This is a genomic window from Pseudomonas sp. GCM10022186, assembly GCF_042656385.1.
Taxonomy (GTDB): Bacteria; Pseudomonadota; Gammaproteobacteria; order Pseudomonadales; family Pseudomonadaceae; genus Metapseudomonas.
Genome location: NZ_JBHSOU010000057.1, coordinates 1 through 18,791 on the forward strand (window position 1 = coordinate 1; position 18,791 = coordinate 18,791).

Consider the following 18,791-nt stretch of genomic DNA (forward strand, 5'->3'; position numbering starts at 1 on the left):
CGCAACGCCCTCGCCCATGTCGGCAAGGGCCAGCGCACCATGGTGGCCGCCTTGCTGCGCACGGTGTTTGCCCAGGACAACGAAGCCGAGGCGCGCCGCCAATGACGGACGGTGGCCGAGCAGTTGCGCGAGCGTTTCCCGAAGATCGCCCAGTTGATGGACGGCTGCGAGGACGAAGTGCTGGCCCACATGGGCTTCCCCAAGGCGCACCGACAGCAGATCCACAGCACCAATCCGCTGGAGCGCCTCAATGCCGAGATCAAACGACGGACTGACGTGGTCGGGATCTTCCCCAACGACGCCGCCATCGTCCGCCTGGTCGGTGCCATGCTCCTGGAACAGAACGACGAATGGAGTTTGCAGCGTCGCTACATGCAACTTGAGGGACTGCAATCACTCAGTGACAATCAAACTGCTCGGCTATCTGCTGTGATCAGCTGAGTCCCCGCAAACTCAACTGCCAGAACCATGGCAGTTACACCACTCGGTGGGACACGATCATGGTTTACCGCTGATGGCGGCATGGCGCCGCTGGTGCACATCATAACTGCCGATGGCCGCACATCGCCCCCGGCTCCCTGAATAGGCCCGCTAGTCTGCATCTTCAATCGTCTAGCGTGTTGTCGCCTGAGCACTGACAACCCACGGCAGCCGACCGCCTTCATCGCTCCCCCTGCAATGTCACGGCCCCACCATCCCGCCGTTTCCGCCGTCCTTGTTCCTGAATCCGGGGAGAGCTGGCTCAATGGAGGTAGCCAAAGCGGGCACGATTACTATTTGGGGAATGAAAGAGGGTACAGAATGAGGCATACAGAGGAAAAAGCCATAAAAAACAAGGGCGCAACGCCCATACCGTCCGTTCAACGTCTGATCCGAGAAAAGCCCCGGACCTCCGGGCTTTTCTTTGCGCGGAACCGTAGGATGGTCGGGCGGCGATCCGAGAGCGAAGCGATACCCATCGCCCTCCTACATGACCTGCGCCTCCCGGCCAAGCCCCCCCCGCCCGGTGCGCCCCTGCTTGAAAACGCATCCGCCACCTAAACAATTGAAAGATCACAAAAATATCTAAGCAAAGGGGTTGACAGCCCCCCGAGAGATACGGAAAATGCGCGCCACTCGGCTACATAGCTCAGTCGGTTAGAGCGCAGCATTCATAATGCTGATGTCCCAGGTTCAAGTCCCGGTGTAGCCACCATACAAAACAAAGGGTTAGCGAAAGCTAACCCTTTGTGCTTTCTGGGGTAGCGACTACGAAGTGACTACACCCTGTCCACCGAGCCTTTACCTAGATACCATCCCAAGGATTCACCAGGGTAACCCCCAACTCTTCGAAGTCACGGGTGTTTCGTGTAGCGACCTTGGCGCTGTAGAACCGGGCTATCGCCGCAATCTGTCCATCCGCCATATCTGCTGCCCTTCCCTTGACCTCGCAGGCCGAAACCAACGCTGCATAGTGCACAGCTGCATCCGCATCAAAAGGCAGAATGCTGTCGGCAAAGAGCTTGTTGAAAAGCGTATCGGCACCAACTGCCAGCAAGTCCTTCCGCTTACCGTTTGGCATCCTGGCAATCCCATAAAGGATCTCAGCCACTGAGACGGAACAGATCGCCAGTTCGCTGCCTGGCTGAGCATCCAACCAGGCAATGACGTTCGGCTCAGGTCTGGTTTTCATCATCTCCGAAAGGACATTGGTATCTAACAGGATCATTCATCAAAGTCCGCTGCACGTGCCTTCGTATTGCGGGGAGGCAACTCCAGGTCCACACCACCCACGGCGGCGAAAAGATTGTGAATCCGGGTGCCCATTCCGCTGGGCTTGTCCTGCTTCGCAAGCGCTTCAGCAAGGATCACCCTCACCTCTTCCTCCATCGACCGGCCGTGGCTGGCCGCTACGACACGAAGGCGGGCCTTCAGATCGTCATCCAGGTTACGAATCGTTATGCTGGCCATGGCGCCCTCCTATGCAATCATTGATTTCATTGAAATCATACAGATAAGCACCGACTTGGTGCCACGATGACAGGCGGAATGGTGCAGCTCCAGACCCAGGGCCAGGTCGCCGCCAGAGGCTAGCTTCGGCTAAACCTTTGTACGTGACTTCGATGTGACTAGCGTGTGCCTACGCGCCCCAAGACTCTGCGTTGAAGTCACTGATGCGAGGATCGCCCAGGCGCTTCACCGTACCCAGGATGGACGACAGTCGCCTTTCCGGATTCCGGAGCAAGCCGCCGCGCCGCTCGTACCAGAGCTGCATCAGATCCGAATGGCGTTCGTCCAATGAGCAGCCCGCCAGTCCTCGCAAGGCGATGAAGTTGGCCCCGTAGCGCTCAACCTCCTTGCGTGCCGTCATGCCGCCCGCACTACAAATCCTCCGAATGCGACGCTCAGTCGAGCCTGAACGCCAGCAATACCAGCGCGAGCCCGACCACCACGAACAGCGTGTTCTCGAACCAGATCCATTTTCTGGACAGCTTCCGTCCAGCACGCGCCCGACTGCTCCGGTAAACGATGGTCGCGAGGACCCACAGTGGAATGAGCGCAAGAATCAGCCCCGCCCATATCCCGCTCATACGATTCAAAAGCCTCCCGGTTCACCCCCTCACGCCAAATCGTTTTCCGTTTCCCGCCATCAATAGGTACAGCACCCTACGCGGCCGAGAGCAACAGATTGTCGGGGCGGGAAAAGAAGATTCTCGCGCAAGCGAGACATAGCGGTGGTGTCGGGAATTGCAGCTGCAGGCATAAAGCGGCTTACCTGCCGCCAAGCCGTCCCCTGGCCTTCATGCCTCAATCGGATTCAGGTGCCCTGCAGCTAACCCATCACTGATAACGGGCCAACACCTCAGCGCGAGGTAGGCGAGTGTCGACATGGCGCAGGTAAATTCCCGGCCCGTCTGGTAGGTCGCGCAGGTCGACTGCGACGGACACAGGGTTGTTCTGGACCTTGGCATAGCAGCCTGAAGGCCCCTTGAAAGGCGCTTGTCGATGCTGGGTCTGGATAGGCAATGATCGCGTCTTGCCGCCCTTCGAGCGGTACAGCAGGCAGAGCAGCCACAGCCGGTAAGGGCGGAAATGCCGGGATCGTCGAGCGGGCATGGCCTCAATCATCGGCATAGTCCCCCGCGCTGAATACCGTCTTGCCCTGCTCCAGGTCCTTGCGGATGCGGTGGAGGTTGATGACCCGGCGGCGGCCGATCTTCACCGTGGGTAGCGTGGCCGACTCCACCCAACCGCGCACTACGTGTTCGGTGATCTGCTCGATGCCCAGCATCCGCGCCAAGGCAAGCTGCGAGCAGAAGGGTGGATCGCGAAGATCCGGGATGTGTTCGCCCTCCCCTTCGACGGAGAACCTCGTTACACCAGACTGTTCCATACAATGTCCTTATAATCGACCAGACGTCATCCAAACAGAAACAGAGTAAACATTACTCTTCGAGTAAAACTTACTCAAAAGCATGGATTGAGTAAAGATTACTCTAGCTGAGAAAATCCCATGGACGCTGTAAGAAACAGAGCACTCCAGTTGATCCGAACGGTTGGCCCAAAGCATCTGAGCGAACTCGGGGGAAAGAACTACGAGCGCTGGAGAAATATCAGCGGGGGAAAGATCAGGATCAGCACTGAAGAGGTAGGCATCCTTGCCGATGCATATCCCCAGTACGCCCTATGGCTGATTTCCGGAAAGGTCGAACCCGAGAATGGACACCGGAGCCCGGACTATGACCAAGCCAATCAAGGCTTGACCGATCATATCGAGAGATAACGATCACCAAACAAGCGGCCAGGCGCTGTTACACCCGAAAGAGATTTGGATTTAAAGAATGAAAGACGACTTCGAAAACATTCGGGCCGAGCGCGACCCCCTGCCGTACCGACAGGCACCGACCAACAAGTATTCAGGGCTTTGGAAGCAGATAGCCCTGGGCATCGTGGTCGGCTATACCGCCCTTGGACTCCTGAGTGCAATTGGCTGGCTGATCGTCGCCAAGCTCGCCATGGGAAGCCTCCAGGTCAACATCCCCTAGCGCCAGCCCGGCCAGATCGCGAAGATCCCGCCTAGGCGGGATTTTCTTTTGCGCCGGCGCCAACCGATCGAATTTGCCTAGCCGTGCCCTGCCAACGGCTCGATCTCATGCTCGATGGCTTCGCCCTTTTCCGCATACGCCGTGGCCAGCGCGTACTCGGATTGAATGTTCATCCAGAACTGGGCGGACGTGTCGAAGTAACGCCCCAGGCGAATGGCAATGTCTGCCGTGATGCCCCGCCGCTCACGCGCAATGTCGTTGATGGTCGGGGCGGAAACGTGAAGTGCGCGAGCAAGTGCAGCCGGGGTGATGTTGAGGGGCTCCAGGAACTCCTCGCGCAAGATCTCGCCCGGGTGAATAGGTCGCATACCGTTCACAACCATGTGCACCTCCTCAGTGGTAATCAACAATTTCTACGTCCGTTGGGCCGGCATCGGTCCAGACGAAACAGATGCGCCATTGGTCGTTGATCCTGATGCTGTGCTGGCCAGCCCGGTCATGCAGGAGTGCCTCCAGACGATTGCCCGGAGGAGAACGGAGGTCTCGCAACTCTGTGGCGTAGTGCAGCATCGCAAGCTTCCGGGTCGCCACATTCAGGATGTTTCCCAACGTCGCGACTGCCCTGTCTCGAATAGCCGCCTTGTGTCTTCACACTTGAAGCCCCGGATCATCCAATAATCCTTAACGTTAAGCGTTAATGAAGGATACCCGAGCTGACGGGGGCGTCAATCAGGCGGATGGTGAGAGGCACCTCAGCGTCAACGGAGCAGCGAGCCCCAAACGAAAACACCCCGACGAGTCGGGGTGTTTTGCTTTACAGCGCCAGATCAGGCAGCGGCGTCGCCGACCACTGCACCGCGGGCTTCTTCACGGCCGCCGAGGTTCAGCACCTTGAACAGCACGGTGAGCAGCACCAGGAAGGCCGGGCCGATGTAGAGGGCGATGCGGGTGTCTTCGAAGAAGGCCATGAGCACCACCACCAGCACCAGGAACGCCAGGGCCAGGTAGGAGCTCACCGGGAACAGCCACATCCTGAACTGCAGCTTGTCCCGTTCTGCCTGGCTCAGGCCGCGGCGGAATTTCAGCTGCGCCAGCAGGATCATGGCCCAGGTCCAGATGGCACCGAAGGTGGCGATGGAGGTTACCCAGACGAACACCTTCTCCGGCACCAGGTAGTTCAGCAGCACACCCAGCAGCAAGGCGAAGATGGACAGCAGCAGCGCGTTGCGCGGTACGCCGTTGCCGGAGGTGCGGGCGAAGGCGCGCGGGGCCTGGCCGTGCTGGGCGAGGCTGTAGAGCATGCGGCCGGTGCTGAAGATCCCGCCATTGCAGGAGCTGAGCGCGGCGGTGATGACGACGAAGTTGATGATGCCGGCGGCAGTCTTGATGCCCAGGCGTTCGAAGGTCATCACGAAGGGGCTGCCCTGGGTGCCGATCTCGTTCCACGGGTAGATGGACATGATCACGAACAGGGCGCCGACGTAGAACAGCAGGATGCGCCAGAACACGGAGTTGATGGCGTCGGGGATGGTCTTCTGCGGGTTGCGCGCTTCGCCGGCGGTGAGGCCGATCATTTCCACGCCAAGGTAGGCGAACATGACCATCTGCAGGGACATGAGCACGCCCTGGATGCCGTTGGGCATGAAGCCGCCATGGCTCCAGAGGTTGCTGATGCCGGTGGCGATACCGCCATTGCCGAGGCCGAAGAAGATCATCCCGGCGCCAGCGAGGACCATAGCGATGATGGTGACGATCTTGATCAGGGCGAACCAGAACTCGAACTCGCCGAAGGCGCGCACGGTGATCAGGTTGATGGTGCCCATGCTCGCCAGGGCCAGGAGGGCCCAGATCCAGCGGTCCACTTCGGGGAACCAGACCTGCATGTAGATGGCGACGGCGGTGATTTCCGCGACGCAGGTCACCAGCCAGAGGAACCAGTAGTTCCAGCCGGTGAGGAAGCCGGCCAGCGGGCCGAGGTAATCCTGTGCATAACGGCTGAAGGAACCGGCCACGGGATTGTGGACAGCCATTTCGCCGAGGGCGCGCATGATCACGAGAATGGCGAGACCGCCGATGATGTAGGACAGCATGATGGCGGGGCCGGCCATCTGGATGGCTTTGGCGGATCCGAGGAACAGGCCGACGCCGATGCAGGCGCCAAGAGCCATTAGGCGGATATGCCGCTCACCCAAACCACGTTGCAGTTGATCGCTGCTGGACATGTGGACCTCTTATTTTTGTAAAAGGGCTGACACCCGCTGGCTGGGTCGGCTGGCGAGTGCTCTCGTCGTCCCGGTGCCTGGGGTACAGGTCCGGGGCAGAGGCAGGCCGCTCCTGTCCTGGGACACCCGGGTAGATGTCGGACGGGAGGCGGACGGCTGGCTGTTGTATAGGCGGGGTCGCCAAGGGGCAACTTGGCAATCGGCTTGGAGTTTAAAACAGCTAAATCTGCCGCACGGATTATAAAGCACAGGGAAATCTACTTCGATAAGACGTTTTGACAGTGGCGTGTTGAGTGGCACGCTCGTTCTTCGAGCGATTTGGCGGGATATTCTCGGTTTCTGATCGTTGGATCAGGAATCCGCTGCCTTGCCTCGCTCCCGTCAGGCTGGGTGTCCGGGCAGAGGTAGACAGGTCCGAAGCGCTTCCCGCGACCTCGATCTGTCGGCAATCGCGCCGGATCCATCCCTCTATCCCGTCGACAAATAGGAAAATTCTGAAAGCTTCTTCACCGCATAGACCCGGACTCACGCTTCGTGATGATGTTGGGCAGTCATCCATGCGAGGTAATCCACATGCAGACTCATGCTGGCGAGCGCAGGGAAGGTGACGTTCTGACATTGAGGGTTCTGGAAGGAGTCAGCGAATCAGTGTTGATGGAGATGCTGAAGGCGGAAGGCATCGAGATCCTGGTCGGGCCGATAGCCAATGGCACGGCGCGGATCGAGCTGCGGGCGCCGAAGCGGATGCTGGTATTGGAGGAGTGTGCCCTGCCGATGCCGGTGTCCCTGGTGCTCGACTCCAGTTGACTCTGTGAACCCCGCTTCGGCGGGGTTTTCATTTGGCGACGATGCCCCCTGTGATATCCAACTTCCCTCACCCCGGCCCTCTCCCAGAGGGAGAGGGAGCTGTCCAGCTCCCGGAGAGAGGGGATTTCTTGGAGTTCGCGCGGCGTTGACCGGCTACAGCGCGGCGAGGATGCCCTGGCCCACCACTCGGGTGGTTTCGAAGCCGAAGTCGGCCTTGCCTTCTGCACGCAGGAAGTTTTCCACAGCCTGTTCCAGGCGCTTGGCGAGGGCGGGGCTCTGCCAGTGGTAGCGCAGCAGCAAGGCGATGCTGAGGATGGCGGCCAGAGGGTTGGCGCGGCCGCTGCCGGCGATGTCGGGAGCGCTGCCGTGCACGGGTTCGGCCAGGGCGATGCCGTTGCCCCAGTTGAGGGAAGGCGCCAGCCCCAGGCCACCGCTCCAGTGGCAGGCGAGGTCGGAGAGGATGTCGCCGAAGAGGTTGCTGGTGACGATCAGGTCGAAGGCTTCTGGCTGTTCCACCAGTTGCAGGGCGGCGAGGTCGACCAGGCGTTCGTCCACTTCCGCGGCCCAGCCCTCCCCTTCCAGCACTTCGCGGCAGGTATCGCGGAACAGCCCACAGGTCACGGGCAGGACATTGGCCTTGTGTACCAGGGTGATGCGCCGCGCCTTGCGCGCCTTGGCGACTTCCAGCGCACGTCGGGCCAGGGCCTCGGTGGCGTCGCGGCTGATGACCCGTTCGGCGATGGCCACGCCTTCGGACTCCCAGTGCTCCCGGCCGCTGTAGAGGCCTTCGCTGTTCTCGCGGAGGATGATGAGGTCGACCCCCGGCCTGTGGGAAACGCAAGGCCAGCTGCGCACCGGGCGCAGGTTGGTGTTGAGCTTGAGCTGCTGGCGCAGTTGCAGGACGGCGCTGCGATAGCCGGGCACCCGCTGGCTGGGGGAGGAGACTGCGCCGAAGATGCCGGCGCCGCAATCGCGCAGGGCCTGGAAGGTGGCCTCGGGCACGGCGCTACCGCAGCGCTGGAAACAGTCCCAGCCGGCGTCGGCTTCCACCGTTTGCAGGTCGGGCAGGAGTTTCTCCAGGGCCTCGACCGCCACCGGCACCACTTCGCGGCCGATGCCATCCCCTGGGATTACGACTAGCTTGTGCATGGGCTCACCTCAGCGAGGGGCGTGTCGCCAACAGCAGGCCGGCGAAGATCAGCGCCCCACCGAACCAATGGTAAGCCTGCAACCCCTCGCCCAACAGCAGGTAGCCGAGCAAGGCGGTGAACACCGGCATCAGGTAGTTGGTGAGCACGGCCTTGGCCACGCCCAGCACGCGGATGCCCTGGTTCCACAGCAGGTAGGCCAGCAGCGAGGCACAGATGCCGGTGTAGCCGATGGCGGCGAAGTTTTCCACAGAGAGCTCGAAGCGCTGCCCTCCTGCCAGTTCCAGCAGGTAGAACGGCAACAACAGGGGAACGCCGCAGGCCACCAGCGCCCCCAGCAGCACCAGCGGCGGCAGCTGGAAGTGGTGGCTCCAGCGGCGCAGCAGCAGGGTGTAGAGGGCCCAGTCCAGTACGGCGACGAGCATGATCAGGTCGCCCGGGTTGAACGACAGCGCGGCCAGCTGCGCCAGCTGTCCCTGGGCGATCAGCACCAGCAAGCCGATGGTCGCCACCGCAAGGCCCAGCCAGGCGCGGCGCGGTGGCCATTCGTTGAGCAACACCCCGGCGCCGATGAAGGTGGCCAGCGGCAGGCAGGTGTTGAGCAATGTCAGGTTGATCGCCACCGTGGTGCGCGCGGCGAAGTACAGCAGCACGCTGAAGGTGCTGATGCCCAGGGCCGCCACCAGCACCAGGCGCCAGCCGGCACGGCGCAGCTCGCTGCGGTGTTCCCACATGGGCCGGGCGACGAAGGGCAGGAGGATGGCCAGGGCCAGGCTCCAGCGCCAGAAGGACAGCGTGAAGGGCGGGATGGCGTCGTGGAAGGCACGGGCCACCAGGGCGTTACCGGCCCAGAAAAGGCTCGCCAGGAGCAAGCCGGCCCAGGCCAGGGCGACGCCCCGGCGATTTTGTTGCGGCATGGTTCAACTCTGCCCAAGCGGGCGCAGGCGGTATTGCGGCGGCAGTTGTTCCAGGCCGCTGACGGTGACGTTGAGGTTCTTCCAGATGCCGTCCTTGATGCCGTAGATGCAGCCGTGGACGGACAGCGCCTGGCCGCGGTGCCAGGCGTTCTGGACGATGGTGGTGTGGCTGACGTTGGCCACCTGCTGGATGACGTTGAGCTCGCAGAGACGGTCGACCCGCTCGTCCTCGCTGGCGAAGGTGGCCAGGTGATCGCGCTGTTCGTAATAGAGGTCGCGGATGGTGCGCAGCCAGCCGTCGATCAGGCCGTACTGGGTGTCGCGCATGGCGGCGCGCACGCCGCCGCAGCCGTAGTGGCCGGTGACCAGGATGTGCTTCACCTTGAGCACGTCCACGGCGTACTGGATGACCGACAGGCAGTTGAGGTCGGTGTGCAGCACCACGTTGGCCACGTTGCGGTGGACGAACAGGTCGCCGGGCAGCATGCCGACGATTTCGTTGGCCGGCACGCGGGCATCGGAGCAGCCGATCCAGAGGAACTCCGGCACCTGCTGCTTGGCCAGCTTTTCGAAGAAGTCCGGGTCTTGCTTCTTGATCTTCTCGGCCCAGCGCGCGTTGTTGTCGATCAGCTGTTGCAGGTCGCTCATGCTTCTTCTCCTCTTCTGGCTGGCGCACCTTACGGAGCGCCGGGAGCTTTGGCAATGGCCGGCACGGAGCTCAATCGATCAGGGTGCAGGCCATTACCAGGGCGTCTTCGCGCCCACCCACGGCCGGGTAGTAGTCGCGGCGCCGGCCGATCTCGTTGAAGCCGTAGCGCTCGTAGAGCCGGTAGGCGGACTGGTTGCTGGCGCGCACTTCGAGGAAGCACTCGCCCGCCTGGAGTTCGCGGGCGCGGTCCATCAGGTGCGCCAGCAGGCGCAGGCCGAGGCCGCGACCCTGGCTTTCCGGCTTGACGGTGATGTTCAGCAGGTGGGCTTCGCCCACTATCACGTTGATCACGCCGTGGCCGACCTGCTGGCTGCCTTCGAACATCAGCCAGCAGTCGTAGGACTTGAGGCTGTCGGTGAAGATGCCGCGGGTCCAGGGATGGCTGAAGGCGGCGAATTCGATTTTCAGTACGGCATCGAGGTCCGCCTCGGTCATCGGGCGGAAGGAAACGGCATCGGTCATTCGGAGATCTTCCAGCGGCGCAGCACACGGCGCATGGCTTGCCAGAGTTCGGCCTTGCGCCCGGGCTCGTCCATCAGGAGTTCCAGGCCGGGCAGCGCCCAGGCGGCCCCAAGGCCTTCGACCTGCAGTTCACGGTTGAAGGCATCGCTATCGGCTTCGCCGGCGAAGCGTACCGCCGGCAGGCCCACCAGCCAGAGGCAGGCGCACTCGCCCTGCTCTTCCAGGCGAACGCCGACGAAACCCTGGACGAAGTCACGGGCGGCGTCCGGGCCCTGGTCCATGCTGCCGCCGTTGAGCAGCGGCCAGCGCACCGGCTCGCCGATCATCTGCGGGCTGTCGGGCAGGCCGGCGGCGCGCAGCAGGTCCTTCAGCAGCAGGTAGGCCGGGTCGCGGCTCTGGAAGGGCTCGCCGGTGGGCAGTTCCACCAGCAGCAGGCAGTTACCGGCCCGCAGCAGCTGCAGGGAGAAACGCGGCGGCGGCAGCGCTTCCACCTTGGCCGGGGCGGCTTCGGGCTCCGACGCAGGCTCGGGTTCGGGCTGGATGGCCGGGCGCGGGGCGCTGCCGGGGCGGGGAATCTCGATCTTCGCCCGCACGGACGTGGCCGGGCGGGCCTCGGCGGCCGGAGTCGCGGTCGTGCTTGTCTCGGCAACCGGCTTGGGGGCGTCCTCGAGGGGGACTTCCGGCGCCAGGGCGAGCAATTCGGGGTTGGAAGGCGCGGCAAAGGGCAATGCCACGCGCGGTAGCCAGGTGGCTACCTGCATGGCATCGAGATACGCGCGACGACGGTGTTCAGTGATCAAACGTCAGCAACCTGTGGATGAGCCTTGCGCACGCCTGCCTGCATCAGGTTCAGCGCGTTGAGGTAGGCCTTGGCGGAGGCGACAACTATATCGGTATCGGCGCCGTTACCGTTGACGATTCGTCCGGCTTTTTCCAGGCGGACAGTGACTTCCCCCTGGGAGTCGGTGCCCTCGGTAATGGCATTGACCGAGTACAGCTGCAGGCTGGACTCGGAGTCGACCAGGCTTTCGATGGCCTTGAAGGTGGCATCCACCGGGCCGGAACCTTCGGCGCTGGAGCCCTGCTCGACGCCGTCGATACTCAGCACCAGCTTGGCCTGGGGCACTTCGCCGGTCTTGGAGGCCACTTCCAGGTAGACCAGCTTGAAGTGTTCCGGAGCTTCCTCGCCCAGGGTGTCGGAGACCAGCGCCTGCAGGTCTTCGTCGAAGATCTCGTGCTTCTTGTCCGCCAACTCCTTGAAGCGGGCGAAGGCAGCGTTCAGCTCGGCCTCGCCGCCAAGCTGGATGCCCAGTTCGTCGAGGCGGGTGCGGAAGGCGTTACGCCCGGAGTGCTTGCCCAGTACCATCTTGTTGGTGTGCCAGCCGACGGATTGGGCGGACATGATTTCGTAGGTCTCGCGGTGCTTGAGCACGCCATCCTGGTGGATGCCGGACTCGTGGGCGAAGGCGTTGGCGCCGACTATCGCCTTGTTCGGCTGCACCGGGAAGCCGGTGATGCCGGAGACCATGCGCGAGGTGCTGAGGATGTGCGGGGTGTCGATGTTGGTATAGACACCGAGCACGTCCTGGCGGGTCTTGATGGCCATGACGATCTCTTCCAGCGCGGCATTGCCGGCACGCTCGCCCAGGCCGTTGATGGTGCACTCCACCTGGCGGGCGCCTACGGCGACGGCGGCCAGGGAGTTGGCCACGGCCAGGCCCAGGTCGTTATGGCAGTGCACCGAGAAGATCGCCTTGTCGGCATTGGGGATGCGTTGCAGCAGCTGGCGGATGGTCTCCGCATACTGGTGCGGGATGGCGTAGCCGACGGTGTCGGGGATGTTGATGGTGCGGGCGCCCGCGTCGATGGCGGCTTCGATGATGCGGCAGAGGAAGTCGATCTCGGAGCGACCGGCGTCTTCACAGGAGAATTCCACGTCATCGCAGAGGTTGCGCGCGCGTTTCACCGCGCGGACCGCCTGCTCCACCACCTGGTCCGGTTGCATGCGCAGCTTGTACTGCATATGGATGGGGCTGGTGGCGATGAAGGTGTGGATGCGCGCCGAATTGGCGCCGGCCAGGGCCTCGGCGGCGCGGTCGATGTCGGCATCCACCGCCCGCGACAGGCTGCACACGGTGCTGTCCTTGATGCTGTCGGCAATGGCCTTGACCGCTTCGAAGTCGCCCGGGCTGGCGATGGCGAAGCCGGCCTCGATCACGTCCACCCGCAGCCGTTCCAGGGCCTTGGCGATGCGCAGCTTCTCTTCCTTGGTCATGGAAGCGCCGGGGCTCTGCTCGCCGTCGCGCAGGGTGGTGTCGAAAATGATGACGCGATCGTTGCTGCTCATGCTTCACTCCTCACGGCCCCACCGTGCGTGCGGCCGGGGCTCGGGCTGATGGTGCCGGACTGCTTGTGGCGACGGCTCCAGATTCAGGGAATTGTGGCGTGAAAAGCGGTGGGCGGAAAGGCCGGCGGGCGGGAGGTGGCGAGGGGGAACCTTTGGCGGGGCTTTTATTGTGGGGGCGAATTTATTCGCCAAGGGCAGCGCAGCTGACCCACGGCCTCGAAGGGCAGACCTTCGGCCTGCTTGGCGAATGAATTCGCCCCTACAGAAAGGCAACGCTCCTGCTGCTCCGTGCGGTAACCGGCCTCCCTCTCCCCCGGCCCCTCTCCCGGAGGGAGAGGGGAGAAAAGCGCCATCAATTGATCGGCGTGGCCGTCAGGTTGGTGCCGATATCGGCATTCTGCACCTTGATGCCGTACATGGAGGTGACGGCGCCGCCGGTGGGATGGACGTGCTGCAGGCGGTCGACGTTGATTTCCTTGAAGTGGATTCGCCCGTTCACAGCGAAGCCCAGGGGGTCGGGGGTGACCGGGGTGCAGGTGCCGCCGTTGCGCGTGCAGGCCTTGGTGGGGGCCACGTCCAGGTTGAGGTCGGCGTTGAAGCCGTAGGTGTTGGCATTGGGGTCGGCGGGGTTGCCGTCGGAGGTGTGGAAGTTATCCACAACCAGTTGGCTGCCGCTGCCGGCGGCGCCGTTGACGCGGTCGGTCTCCCAGACGATCTGGTTGCGCTTCTCGTCGGTGACCACGCCGTTGCTGGTGGATTCGATGCTGGTGTCGCGCACGAAGACGTTCTTCAGTTTCACCGACACGCCTTCGTTGCCGCGATCCTCCCAGCGCCCGCCGCTGGCCGAGCAGGCCCCGGCGTTCGCCCCGCTGCCGCCGACGCACAGGGCGCCGGCGCCGCCGGAGCTGATGGCCAGGGTGGAGCCCTGCTCGTAGCGCTTGAGCACCAGGCGGCCGAGGCTGGTGCCGGTGCTGCGGTCGCCCCAGCGCAGGTCGCTGACCTCGAGCCTGGACCAGTAGGTGCCCTTGCGCAGCTCGATGCCGTTGTTGCTGACATCCACCGAGCCATCGCGGAAATGCATGTCGTACTGGGTGCCGGCCAGCCACAGGCCCTTGCCGGTCTCGTCCACGCTGATGGCCGCGCGGGCGTCGCTGAAGAACAGGTCGCCGTTGTAGCGCAGCCCGTCGCCGCTGCTGCCGCCTGGCAGCAGGGTCAGCTGGCCGTTGAGGGTGAAGTCGTAGGCCGGGAAGATTTCCATCAGCACCAGCAATTCGGTGCCGCCCTGCAGGGGCGCGGTGGCGGAGCCGACCCGCAGGCCGTCGAAGCTGTAGCCGCCCCTGATGTTGGCAAGGCCCAGGCGCAGGCCGTCGTAGTGGCCGTTGTAGCTGCCCTTGCCCATGTCGCTCTGGGTGCCGGCGTAGCAGCCGGTGCTGGCCCCGGCGGCGCAGCTCCTGGTCAGGTCCAGGGTGAACTGGCCGGTGCCATTGGTACGCAGGCCGCTGAACCACATGCTGTTGCCGTTATCGGTGAGGGAGACCGAGCTGTTGGCCATGTTCCAGCTGAGGTCGGCGGTCAGCCCCTTGAGGCCGGAGTTGGGATCGCCGCCAGGGCGCAACTTCAGCCAGTTCTGCCGGGCGCCTTCATCCACGAAGTTGAGGTCGATGGCCAGGCTGCCGAGTTTCTGGTTGGCCGGGTTGCCCATGATCAGGCCGCCGAGGGTGGCGTTCAGCTTGAGGTCCTGGAAGGCCACCTGTGCATAACTGCCGCCGGCGTCCTGGTCCAGGTCGAAGGTCAGGCCGCCGAGGCTGCGCAGGGTGCCGGCGAAGTTCTCGGCGCGCAGGATGCCTTCGTCCTGATACTGGAACAGGCTGCTGCCGATGTTCAGGTCGGGGCGGATGCGGATGCCTTCGCCGCTGGCCCCGCCACCGGCGACGCTGAGGCTGCCGCCCAGGCGCAGGTCCATGCTGAGCTTGCCGAAGCTGCGGCTGGCATTGGCATCGCGCAGGTCCGGCGCATCGGGGGTTGCCGGCGACGCCGTTGGGTCGCCATGGGCGAGGTCCAGGCTGATGCCGCCGACCGCGCCGACGAAGCGCGCATCCCCCAGGTTGAGCTTGACCTCCTGGCCACTGCCGCCGCTGACGATGTCCAGGTAGGCGTTGTCCAGATAGGTGTCGAAGGACAGACCCTTGACGATCAGGTCGAAGCCGTTGTCGCGATAGTAGAAGGTCACGTCCGACAGGGTCAGGCGGCTGTCGTCCAGCGCGATGCCGCTGACCCCACTGGCCCCGCCGCCCTTGAGCCGCAAGGTCGCGCCAAGGCTGTAGAAGGCACGGAAGGCACCGAAACTCCTGCTGCTGCCGTCCATCTCGATGTTGTTCACCGCCAGCACCCGGTGGTTGGCGCTGTGCTGGAGCTGCAGCTGGCCATCGCGAACGTCCAGGGTGGTGCTGGAGGTGCTGTCGCCAGCGCCGGCGGGCCGGTTGCTCACCTCCCGCAGGTTCACACTGCGGCCGTCCTGGGTGTAACTGACGCTGCCGGCAGACCAGCCCTGGCTGGAGGTCTCAAGGCTGATGCCGTCCTGGCCGCTGACCGAGGACAGTGCGCTGTCGTCCAGCGCTTCCATGGCCTGGGTCTGGGAGGCGAGGAGAATGCCGAGCAGCAGGTGGGCTGGGTGCATGGCCGGCTCCTCAATTCTTCGGGAAGACCAGCACGCTGCCCTGCATGCGGATGCTGCCGTCGACCTTCGCCGAGAAGATATTGGTCTGTTGATAACTGGCATCGCCGCCGTTGGCGAGGGTGCCGGCCTTGTTGCGCCAGCCTCCCTGGTTGGCCACGCCGAAGCTGTGGCTGGAGCCCTTGAAGCGCATTTCATTGGGCAGGCCCAGCACCAGCACGTCCTGGTTGAAGGCGGCGCCGTCGCCGCCGAAGCCGCTGTCGACCAGGCGGGTGTTCAGGGTCAGGCCCTCGAAGCTGAAGATGCCCTTGAGGTTGTCCAGCACGTACCAGCCGCCATTGGACTCGGTACGGATGGCAATGCGCAGGCCGCAGCTTTCCGGCGAGGCGGCGCCAGCAGCGGCGCAACTGCGCTCATTGACCGCCCAGGTGGCGGGGTCGTTGGATTGCGGGGTTTTCCACAGCACGCCGCCGTTCTTGTTGATGCTGAATTCACCGGAAAGATAGACCCCACCCTGCCCGCTCAGCTCGCTCAGGTCCCGGTCCTCCAGCGGCTGCAGCTCGGCCCGGGCCAGCAGCGGCAGGGCCATGAGCAGTACCAGGCAAAAGCGGCTAGAGGTCATGGCTGGTCACCTTCAGGTAATTGATGCTTATGCCCTGGATGGCGTTGTAGCCGAAGTTGTAGCCATCGCTGGCGAAGTCGCCACTGCCGGCCTTGAGGCTGTTGATGACGATGTTGGTGCGCGGGGCATTGGCGTAGAAATCGGCGGCCAGGGCGTCCTTCTGCGCCTGGGTGGCCCCGGAGGCGGTCGGGTTGGGCAGCTCCAGCACGAACTGGCCATTGCTGCTCACGTCGAACAGCAACGGCTGGCTCTTGCCGTAGCCGAAGGCGATGTTGGCGTAGGCGTCGCTGAGGAACAGGGTGCGGTCGCGCTGCTCGGTGGCCGTGGTGCAGCCGCTGGTATTGGCCGCGCAGCTCATGATCTGCAGGCCCTTGGCGAAGAGGTTGATGCGCGCCTCGCCGACCATCTGGCTGCGCCCGCTGTCGCCCCACAGGCGCAGGTAGGAGCCGTCCATGGCCAGTTCGGCGAAGTCCAGGTTGAGGATATCGGTGCGTCCGGCGGCGACCTGGAAGTCGAAGCGTATCCCCAGGTCGACCTTCTCGCTGGCACGGCTGGAGCAGTTGCCGCCGGCCGCGGCGAAACCGGCGATGCAGAGCTGGCCGGCGGTGCCGGTGAGGCGCTCGGGAAACATGAATTCGAGGACGGTGACGTTGCTCGGCGTGGTCTGTACCCACAGGCCGTCGTCCCGCTGGGTCAGCATGGACTCGCCCTTGGCCAGGTTGAGGGCGAAGGGATGGTTGAGCCGACCGATGGTCACCGGGTTGAGATTCGCCCCTTTGTCGCTGCCGCTGGCGCCGAGATAGAACTCCTTCACCGCGATGGGCACGTTCTGGCCGCTGCCATTGGTGATGTCGTTGATGGTGATGGTGGCGTTGCTGGCATCCATCAACACGCTGTCCAGCACGAAGCCGATCCCCGCTCCCTGCACCCCGGACAGCTCCTGGTCGTCCAGGGCCTGGAGTTCGGCCCGCGCCAGGCCTGCGAGCAGGGCGAAGCCCAGCAAAGGCAGCGATCTCGGCATCTTCAGCACCCCGCCGTGGCCGTTCCGAGGCAGGTGTCCTGGCGCGGAATGCCATTGAACGCCTGGTCGAAGTTGATGTTGATCGGCGCCACCAGGTTGCCGTTGGCGTCCTTGTACTTGGGCATGTTCATGAAGGCGCCCTTGAGGGCGGTCATGAAGGCGTTGCGGTCCATGTCCTTCCAGGCCAGGTCCTGGGTCTGGAAGGAGATGAAGAAGCCCCGGGCCGCACCTTCCATGTTGCTCATGTTGCTGATGTTGCCTACCGGCAGGGACTGGAACTGCGACAGCGGGAAGCAGGTGGAGATGCCGAGGATGCTGCAGTTCTGCGAGGCGAAGGCGCCCAGCAGGGCATCGGTCCAGCCACCGGCGCAGCCCGAGGTGCAGGTCATGCCATCGCCATTCTTGATGCCGGACATGCCAGCGCGAATCGGGTCCGCCACGCCCTGGGCGGTCACCAGTTCGGCGTCGGCTTCGACTATGCTGCTGCGGTACACGCCGGCCAGGAACAGGGCGCTCTGCTGGAGGAAGTTGGACTTGTCGTAGATGGCGTTGCCGGTGCCCTTGATATGCACCGGGATACTGCCGGTCAGGCGCTCGATGTCGCCTGAGAGTATGCCCTTGGACTCGCCGAAGCCGATGCGCACACCCACCACCTTGCTGCCGGAATAGGCCAGCTCGACGAAGGGGTTGGCGATCTTGAAGGGGTTCACCGAGCCATCGGCGTTGACCGTGCCGAGGGCGAAGTTGTTGATCAGGATGTCGGACGAGCCGGCGGCCTCACCGGTCCGGGTCAGCAGGTCGTCGTACTGGCCGAGCTGGAGCTTCTTGATATTGAGCTGGGTGTCGACGTTCACGCCGAAGTTGACCCGGGTGTAGTTGATCCCGGCGTTGGCGTCGGTGGTGAGATTGATGAAGGCCTGGCCGGTGACTTCGGAGAGTTCGTCGTCGGCCATTTCCTCCATTCGCGCCTGGGCGACGGATGCGCAGAGCAGCCCCGCGAAGCAAACGGCCATCAGCTGCCAGGCTGGAAGCAGTATCGAACCCATGGCGACTTCCCTGGTTGTTCTTGTATGGACACGCGCTGCCGGCTCGCCCCCTTTCCGGTCACTATAAGGAGCCACGCCAGGAAGCGTCCCGACCCATAGTCGAGTCGATGGACGATGGCCATTTGCCGGCCGATGACCGGCTGTTACCCATCGCCACAGCGGGGTAACGCAGGATTCAGCGCTGGCGGAACAGGCCGATCAGATGCTCGGCGATGGCGCCCTTGATGTTCTCCACGTCCAGCCGGGACTTGCGCCCCAGGCGCCGCGGATCGATGCGGTGCAGGTGCAGCGAGGGCATGCGCGCCTCGTACTCGCGCAGGTCGCCCTTGGCCAGCACCGGCAGGAACAGCTCGCCACGGGCCCGGTAGCGCTGGATCAGCAACCTGAGCCCTGCCTGGAAGGGCAGCTCGCGGGAGCGGCTCAGGCGATGCTCGCCGGGGACCTTCATGTAGAGCCCGGTCGCGCCCAGTACCTCGCCGGGCAGGATATGGGCGCCGGTGGGCAGCACGGCGTCGGTGGGAATCTCGTGGAAGACGTCATGCCAGGCCCGCTCGTCCGGGAGAATGGTGATGCTGCCGTGCTCCTCCTCCGGCACCACGAAGCTGTAGCGGCTGTAGAGCTTTTCCACGTAGGCCGAGTAGACGCACAGGCGGTTTTCGAAGTGCAGCAGGAAGTCGATGGCCTCCTGCCTGCTGGTAATGGCGTCGAGCGTCCAGTCCAGGTCGGCCTGGCATTCCAGTTCGGTCCAGCGGGCGTCGGCGGTCAGGGCGGATTCGAGATTCATGGTTCCA

Annotated in this window: 20 protein-coding genes, 1 tRNA gene and 2 pseudogenes; 4 read left to right on the forward strand and 19 right to left on the reverse strand. The window is 63.7% G+C overall.

Annotation, left to right across the window (positions count from 1 at the left end; translation table 11 throughout):
* Both ACFPU0_RS18290 and ACFPU0_RS18295 read left to right on the forward strand, forming a co-directional pair.
* Nucleotides 1-441 (forward strand): annotated as a pseudogene (locus ACFPU0_RS18290) (transposase); the annotation flags it as partial.
* 677 nt (nt 442-1,118) lie between these two features.
* Nucleotides 1,119-1,195, forward strand: a tRNA-Met gene (locus tag ACFPU0_RS18295).
* A 90-nt stretch (nt 1,196-1,285) separates the two neighbouring features.
* Here ACFPU0_RS18295 and ACFPU0_RS18300 read toward each other — a convergent pair.
* The 5 genes from ACFPU0_RS18300 to ACFPU0_RS18320 form a co-directional block, all read right to left on the reverse strand.
* Nucleotides 1,286-1,708, reverse strand: a complete 423-nt coding sequence (locus ACFPU0_RS18300; RefSeq protein ID WP_377694690.1) for a type II toxin-antitoxin system VapC family toxin — start codon at nt 1,706-1,708, stop codon at nt 1,286-1,288.
* Complete coding sequence (locus tag ACFPU0_RS18305) at nt 1,705-1,950, reverse strand: FitA-like ribbon-helix-helix domain-containing protein (protein WP_377694691.1); 246 nt, start codon at nt 1,948-1,950, stop codon at nt 1,705-1,707. The genes ACFPU0_RS18300 and ACFPU0_RS18305 overlap by 4 nt, the downstream gene beginning before the upstream one ends.
* 169 nt (nt 1,951-2,119) lie before the next feature.
* Entirely contained in the window at nt 2,120-2,350 is a 231-nt protein-coding gene (locus tag ACFPU0_RS18310) for a hypothetical protein (RefSeq protein WP_377694693.1), read from the reverse strand.
* A gap of 34 nt (nt 2,351-2,384) precedes the next feature.
* Nucleotides 2,385-2,570, reverse strand: a complete 186-nt coding sequence (locus ACFPU0_RS18315; protein WP_377694694.1) for a hypothetical protein — start codon at nt 2,568-2,570, stop codon at nt 2,385-2,387.
* A 530-nt stretch (nt 2,571-3,100) separates the two neighbouring features.
* Nucleotides 3,101-3,373, reverse strand: a complete 273-nt coding sequence (locus ACFPU0_RS18320; RefSeq protein WP_377694695.1) for a DNA-binding protein — start codon at nt 3,371-3,373, stop codon at nt 3,101-3,103.
* 448 nt (nt 3,374-3,821) lie between these two features.
* Between ACFPU0_RS18320 and ACFPU0_RS18325 the strand changes: the two genes are divergently transcribed.
* Nucleotides 3,822-4,025 (forward strand): hypothetical protein, encoded by a 204-nt coding sequence (locus tag ACFPU0_RS18325; protein ID WP_377694697.1) that lies wholly within the window; start codon nt 3,822-3,824, stop codon nt 4,023-4,025.
* Nucleotides 4,026-4,102: 77 nt separating this feature from the next.
* On the opposite strand, the gene ACFPU0_RS18330 is transcribed toward ACFPU0_RS18325, so the two are convergent.
* The 3 genes and pseudogenes from ACFPU0_RS18330 to ACFPU0_RS18340 form a co-directional block, all read right to left on the reverse strand.
* On the reverse strand, nt 4,103-4,408 hold the full coding sequence (locus ACFPU0_RS18330) for a HigA family addiction module antitoxin (protein WP_377694698.1): 306 nt from the start codon (nt 4,406-4,408) through the stop codon (nt 4,103-4,105).
* Nucleotides 4,409-4,418: 10 nt separating this feature from the next.
* A pseudogene (locus ACFPU0_RS18335) lies at nt 4,419-4,696 on the reverse strand (type II toxin-antitoxin system RelE/ParE family toxin).
* 156 nt (nt 4,697-4,852) lie between these two features.
* Nucleotides 4,853-6,247 (reverse strand): amino acid permease, encoded by a 1,395-nt coding sequence (locus ACFPU0_RS18340; RefSeq protein ID WP_377694699.1) that lies wholly within the window; start codon nt 6,245-6,247, stop codon nt 4,853-4,855.
* Nucleotides 6,248-6,820: 573 nt separating this feature from the next.
* Between ACFPU0_RS18340 and ACFPU0_RS18345 the strand changes: the two genes are divergently transcribed.
* The gene (locus tag ACFPU0_RS18345; RefSeq protein WP_377694700.1) at nt 6,821-7,054 is read left to right on the forward strand and encodes a hypothetical protein; all 234 of its coding nucleotides are present in this window, start codon (nt 6,821-6,823) and stop codon (nt 7,052-7,054) included.
* A gap of 153 nt (nt 7,055-7,207) precedes the next feature.
* On the opposite strand, the gene ACFPU0_RS18350 is transcribed toward ACFPU0_RS18345, so the two are convergent.
* The 11 genes from ACFPU0_RS18350 to ACFPU0_RS18400 all read right to left on the reverse strand — a co-directional run bounded on the left by ACFPU0_RS18350 (nt 7,208) and on the right by ACFPU0_RS18400 (nt 18,784).
* Entirely contained in the window at nt 7,208-8,203 is a 996-nt protein-coding gene (locus ACFPU0_RS18350) for an isocitrate/isopropylmalate dehydrogenase family protein (protein ID WP_377694701.1), read from the reverse strand.
* Nucleotides 8,204-8,207: 4 nt separating this feature from the next.
* A complete protein-coding gene (locus ACFPU0_RS18355; protein WP_377694702.1) occupies nt 8,208-9,119 on the reverse strand; it encodes a DMT family transporter in 912 nt (303 codons plus the stop codon).
* 3 nt (nt 9,120-9,122) lie between these two features.
* The gene (can, locus tag ACFPU0_RS18360; protein ID WP_377694703.1) at nt 9,123-9,767 is read right to left on the reverse strand and encodes a carbonate dehydratase; all 645 of its coding nucleotides are present in this window, start codon (nt 9,765-9,767) and stop codon (nt 9,123-9,125) included.
* 70 nt (nt 9,768-9,837) lie between these two features.
* Nucleotides 9,838-10,290: a ribosomal protein S18-alanine N-acetyltransferase gene (rimI, locus tag ACFPU0_RS18365; protein WP_377694704.1), complete on the reverse strand. Its 453-nt coding sequence runs from the start codon at nt 10,288-10,290 to the stop codon at nt 9,838-9,840.
* Nucleotides 10,287-11,090: an energy transducer TonB gene (locus ACFPU0_RS18370; protein WP_377694705.1), complete on the reverse strand. Its 804-nt coding sequence runs from the start codon at nt 11,088-11,090 to the stop codon at nt 10,287-10,289. Before ACFPU0_RS18370 ends, rimI begins: the two co-directional genes overlap by 4 nt.
* Entirely contained in the window at nt 11,087-12,637 is a 1,551-nt protein-coding gene (locus ACFPU0_RS18375; RefSeq protein WP_377694707.1) for a 2-isopropylmalate synthase, read from the reverse strand. The genes ACFPU0_RS18370 and ACFPU0_RS18375 overlap by 4 nt, the downstream gene beginning before the upstream one ends.
* Nucleotides 12,638-12,989: 352 nt before the next feature.
* Nucleotides 12,990-15,314, reverse strand: coding sequence for a DUF6160 family protein (locus ACFPU0_RS18380; RefSeq protein ID WP_377694708.1), 2,325 nt, complete (start codon nt 15,312-15,314; stop codon nt 12,990-12,992).
* A 10-nt stretch (nt 15,315-15,324) separates the two neighbouring features.
* A complete protein-coding gene (locus tag ACFPU0_RS18385) occupies nt 15,325-15,933 on the reverse strand; it encodes a DUF6160 family protein (RefSeq protein WP_377694709.1) in 609 nt (202 codons plus the stop codon).
* Nucleotides 15,923-16,954, reverse strand: a complete 1,032-nt coding sequence (locus ACFPU0_RS18390; RefSeq protein WP_377694710.1) for a hypothetical protein — start codon at nt 16,952-16,954, stop codon at nt 15,923-15,925. Before ACFPU0_RS18390 ends, ACFPU0_RS18385 begins: the two co-directional genes overlap by 11 nt.
* Before the next feature lie 2 nt (nt 16,955-16,956).
* Entirely contained in the window at nt 16,957-18,000 is a 1,044-nt protein-coding gene (locus ACFPU0_RS18395) for a DUF6160 family protein (protein ID WP_377694711.1), read from the reverse strand.
* Nucleotides 18,001-18,175: 175 nt separating this feature from the next.
* Nucleotides 18,176-18,784 carry a hypothetical protein gene (locus tag ACFPU0_RS18400; protein WP_377694712.1) on the reverse strand — a complete coding sequence of 203 codons (609 nt, stop codon included), beginning with the start codon at nt 18,782-18,784 and terminating at the stop codon, nt 18,176-18,178.
* Between the last annotated feature and the right edge of the window lie 7 nt (nt 18,785-18,791).

Excerpts from the sequence above, each read along its gene's own strand:
- ACFPU0_RS18300 (WP_377694690.1), bottom strand. The coding sequence starts at position 1,708 with ATGATCCTGTTAGATACCAATGTCCTTTCGGAGATGATGAAAACCAGA.
- ACFPU0_RS18305 (WP_377694691.1), bottom strand. The coding sequence starts at position 1,950 with ATGGCCAGCATAACGATTCGTAACCTGGATGACGATCTGAAGGCCCGC.
- ACFPU0_RS18310 (WP_377694693.1), bottom strand. The coding sequence starts at position 2,350 with ATGACGGCACGCAAGGAGGTTGAGCGCTACGGGGCCAACTTCATCGCC.
- ACFPU0_RS18315 (WP_377694694.1), bottom strand. The coding sequence starts at position 2,570 with ATGAGCGGGATATGGGCGGGGCTGATTCTTGCGCTCATTCCACTGTGG.
- ACFPU0_RS18320 (WP_377694695.1), bottom strand. The coding sequence starts at position 3,373 with ATGGAACAGTCTGGTGTAACGAGGTTCTCCGTCGAAGGGGAGGGCGAA.
- ACFPU0_RS18325 (WP_377694697.1), top strand. The coding sequence starts at position 3,822 with ATGAAAGACGACTTCGAAAACATTCGGGCCGAGCGCGACCCCCTGCCG.
- ACFPU0_RS18330 (WP_377694698.1), bottom strand. The coding sequence starts at position 4,408 with ATGGTTGTGAACGGTATGCGACCTATTCACCCGGGCGAGATCTTGCGC.
- ACFPU0_RS18340 (WP_377694699.1), bottom strand. The coding sequence starts at position 6,247 with ATGTCCAGCAGCGATCAACTGCAACGTGGTTTGGGTGAGCGGCATATC.
- ACFPU0_RS18345 (WP_377694700.1), top strand. The coding sequence starts at position 6,821 with ATGCAGACTCATGCTGGCGAGCGCAGGGAAGGTGACGTTCTGACATTG.
- ACFPU0_RS18350 (WP_377694701.1), bottom strand. The coding sequence starts at position 8,203 with ATGCACAAGCTAGTCGTAATCCCAGGGGATGGCATCGGCCGCGAAGTG.
- ACFPU0_RS18355 (WP_377694702.1), bottom strand. The coding sequence starts at position 9,119 with ATGCCGCAACAAAATCGCCGGGGCGTCGCCCTGGCCTGGGCCGGCTTG.
- can (WP_377694703.1), bottom strand. The coding sequence starts at position 9,767 with ATGAGCGACCTGCAACAGCTGATCGACAACAACGCGCGCTGGGCCGAG.
- rimI (WP_377694704.1), bottom strand. The coding sequence starts at position 10,290 with ATGACCGATGCCGTTTCCTTCCGCCCGATGACCGAGGCGGACCTCGAT.
- ACFPU0_RS18375 (WP_377694707.1), bottom strand. The coding sequence starts at position 12,637 with ATGAGCAGCAACGATCGCGTCATCATTTTCGACACCACCCTGCGCGAC.
- ACFPU0_RS18380 (WP_377694708.1), bottom strand. The coding sequence starts at position 15,314 with ATGCACCCAGCCCACCTGCTGCTCGGCATTCTCCTCGCCTCCCAGACC.
- ACFPU0_RS18385 (WP_377694709.1), bottom strand. The coding sequence starts at position 15,933 with ATGACCTCTAGCCGCTTTTGCCTGGTACTGCTCATGGCCCTGCCGCTG.
- ACFPU0_RS18390 (WP_377694710.1), bottom strand. The coding sequence starts at position 16,954 with ATGCCGAGATCGCTGCCTTTGCTGGGCTTCGCCCTGCTCGCAGGCCTG.
- ACFPU0_RS18395 (WP_377694711.1), bottom strand. The coding sequence starts at position 18,000 with ATGGGTTCGATACTGCTTCCAGCCTGGCAGCTGATGGCCGTTTGCTTC.
- ACFPU0_RS18400 (WP_377694712.1), bottom strand. The coding sequence starts at position 18,784 with ATGAATCTCGAATCCGCCCTGACCGCCGACGCCCGCTGGACCGAACTG.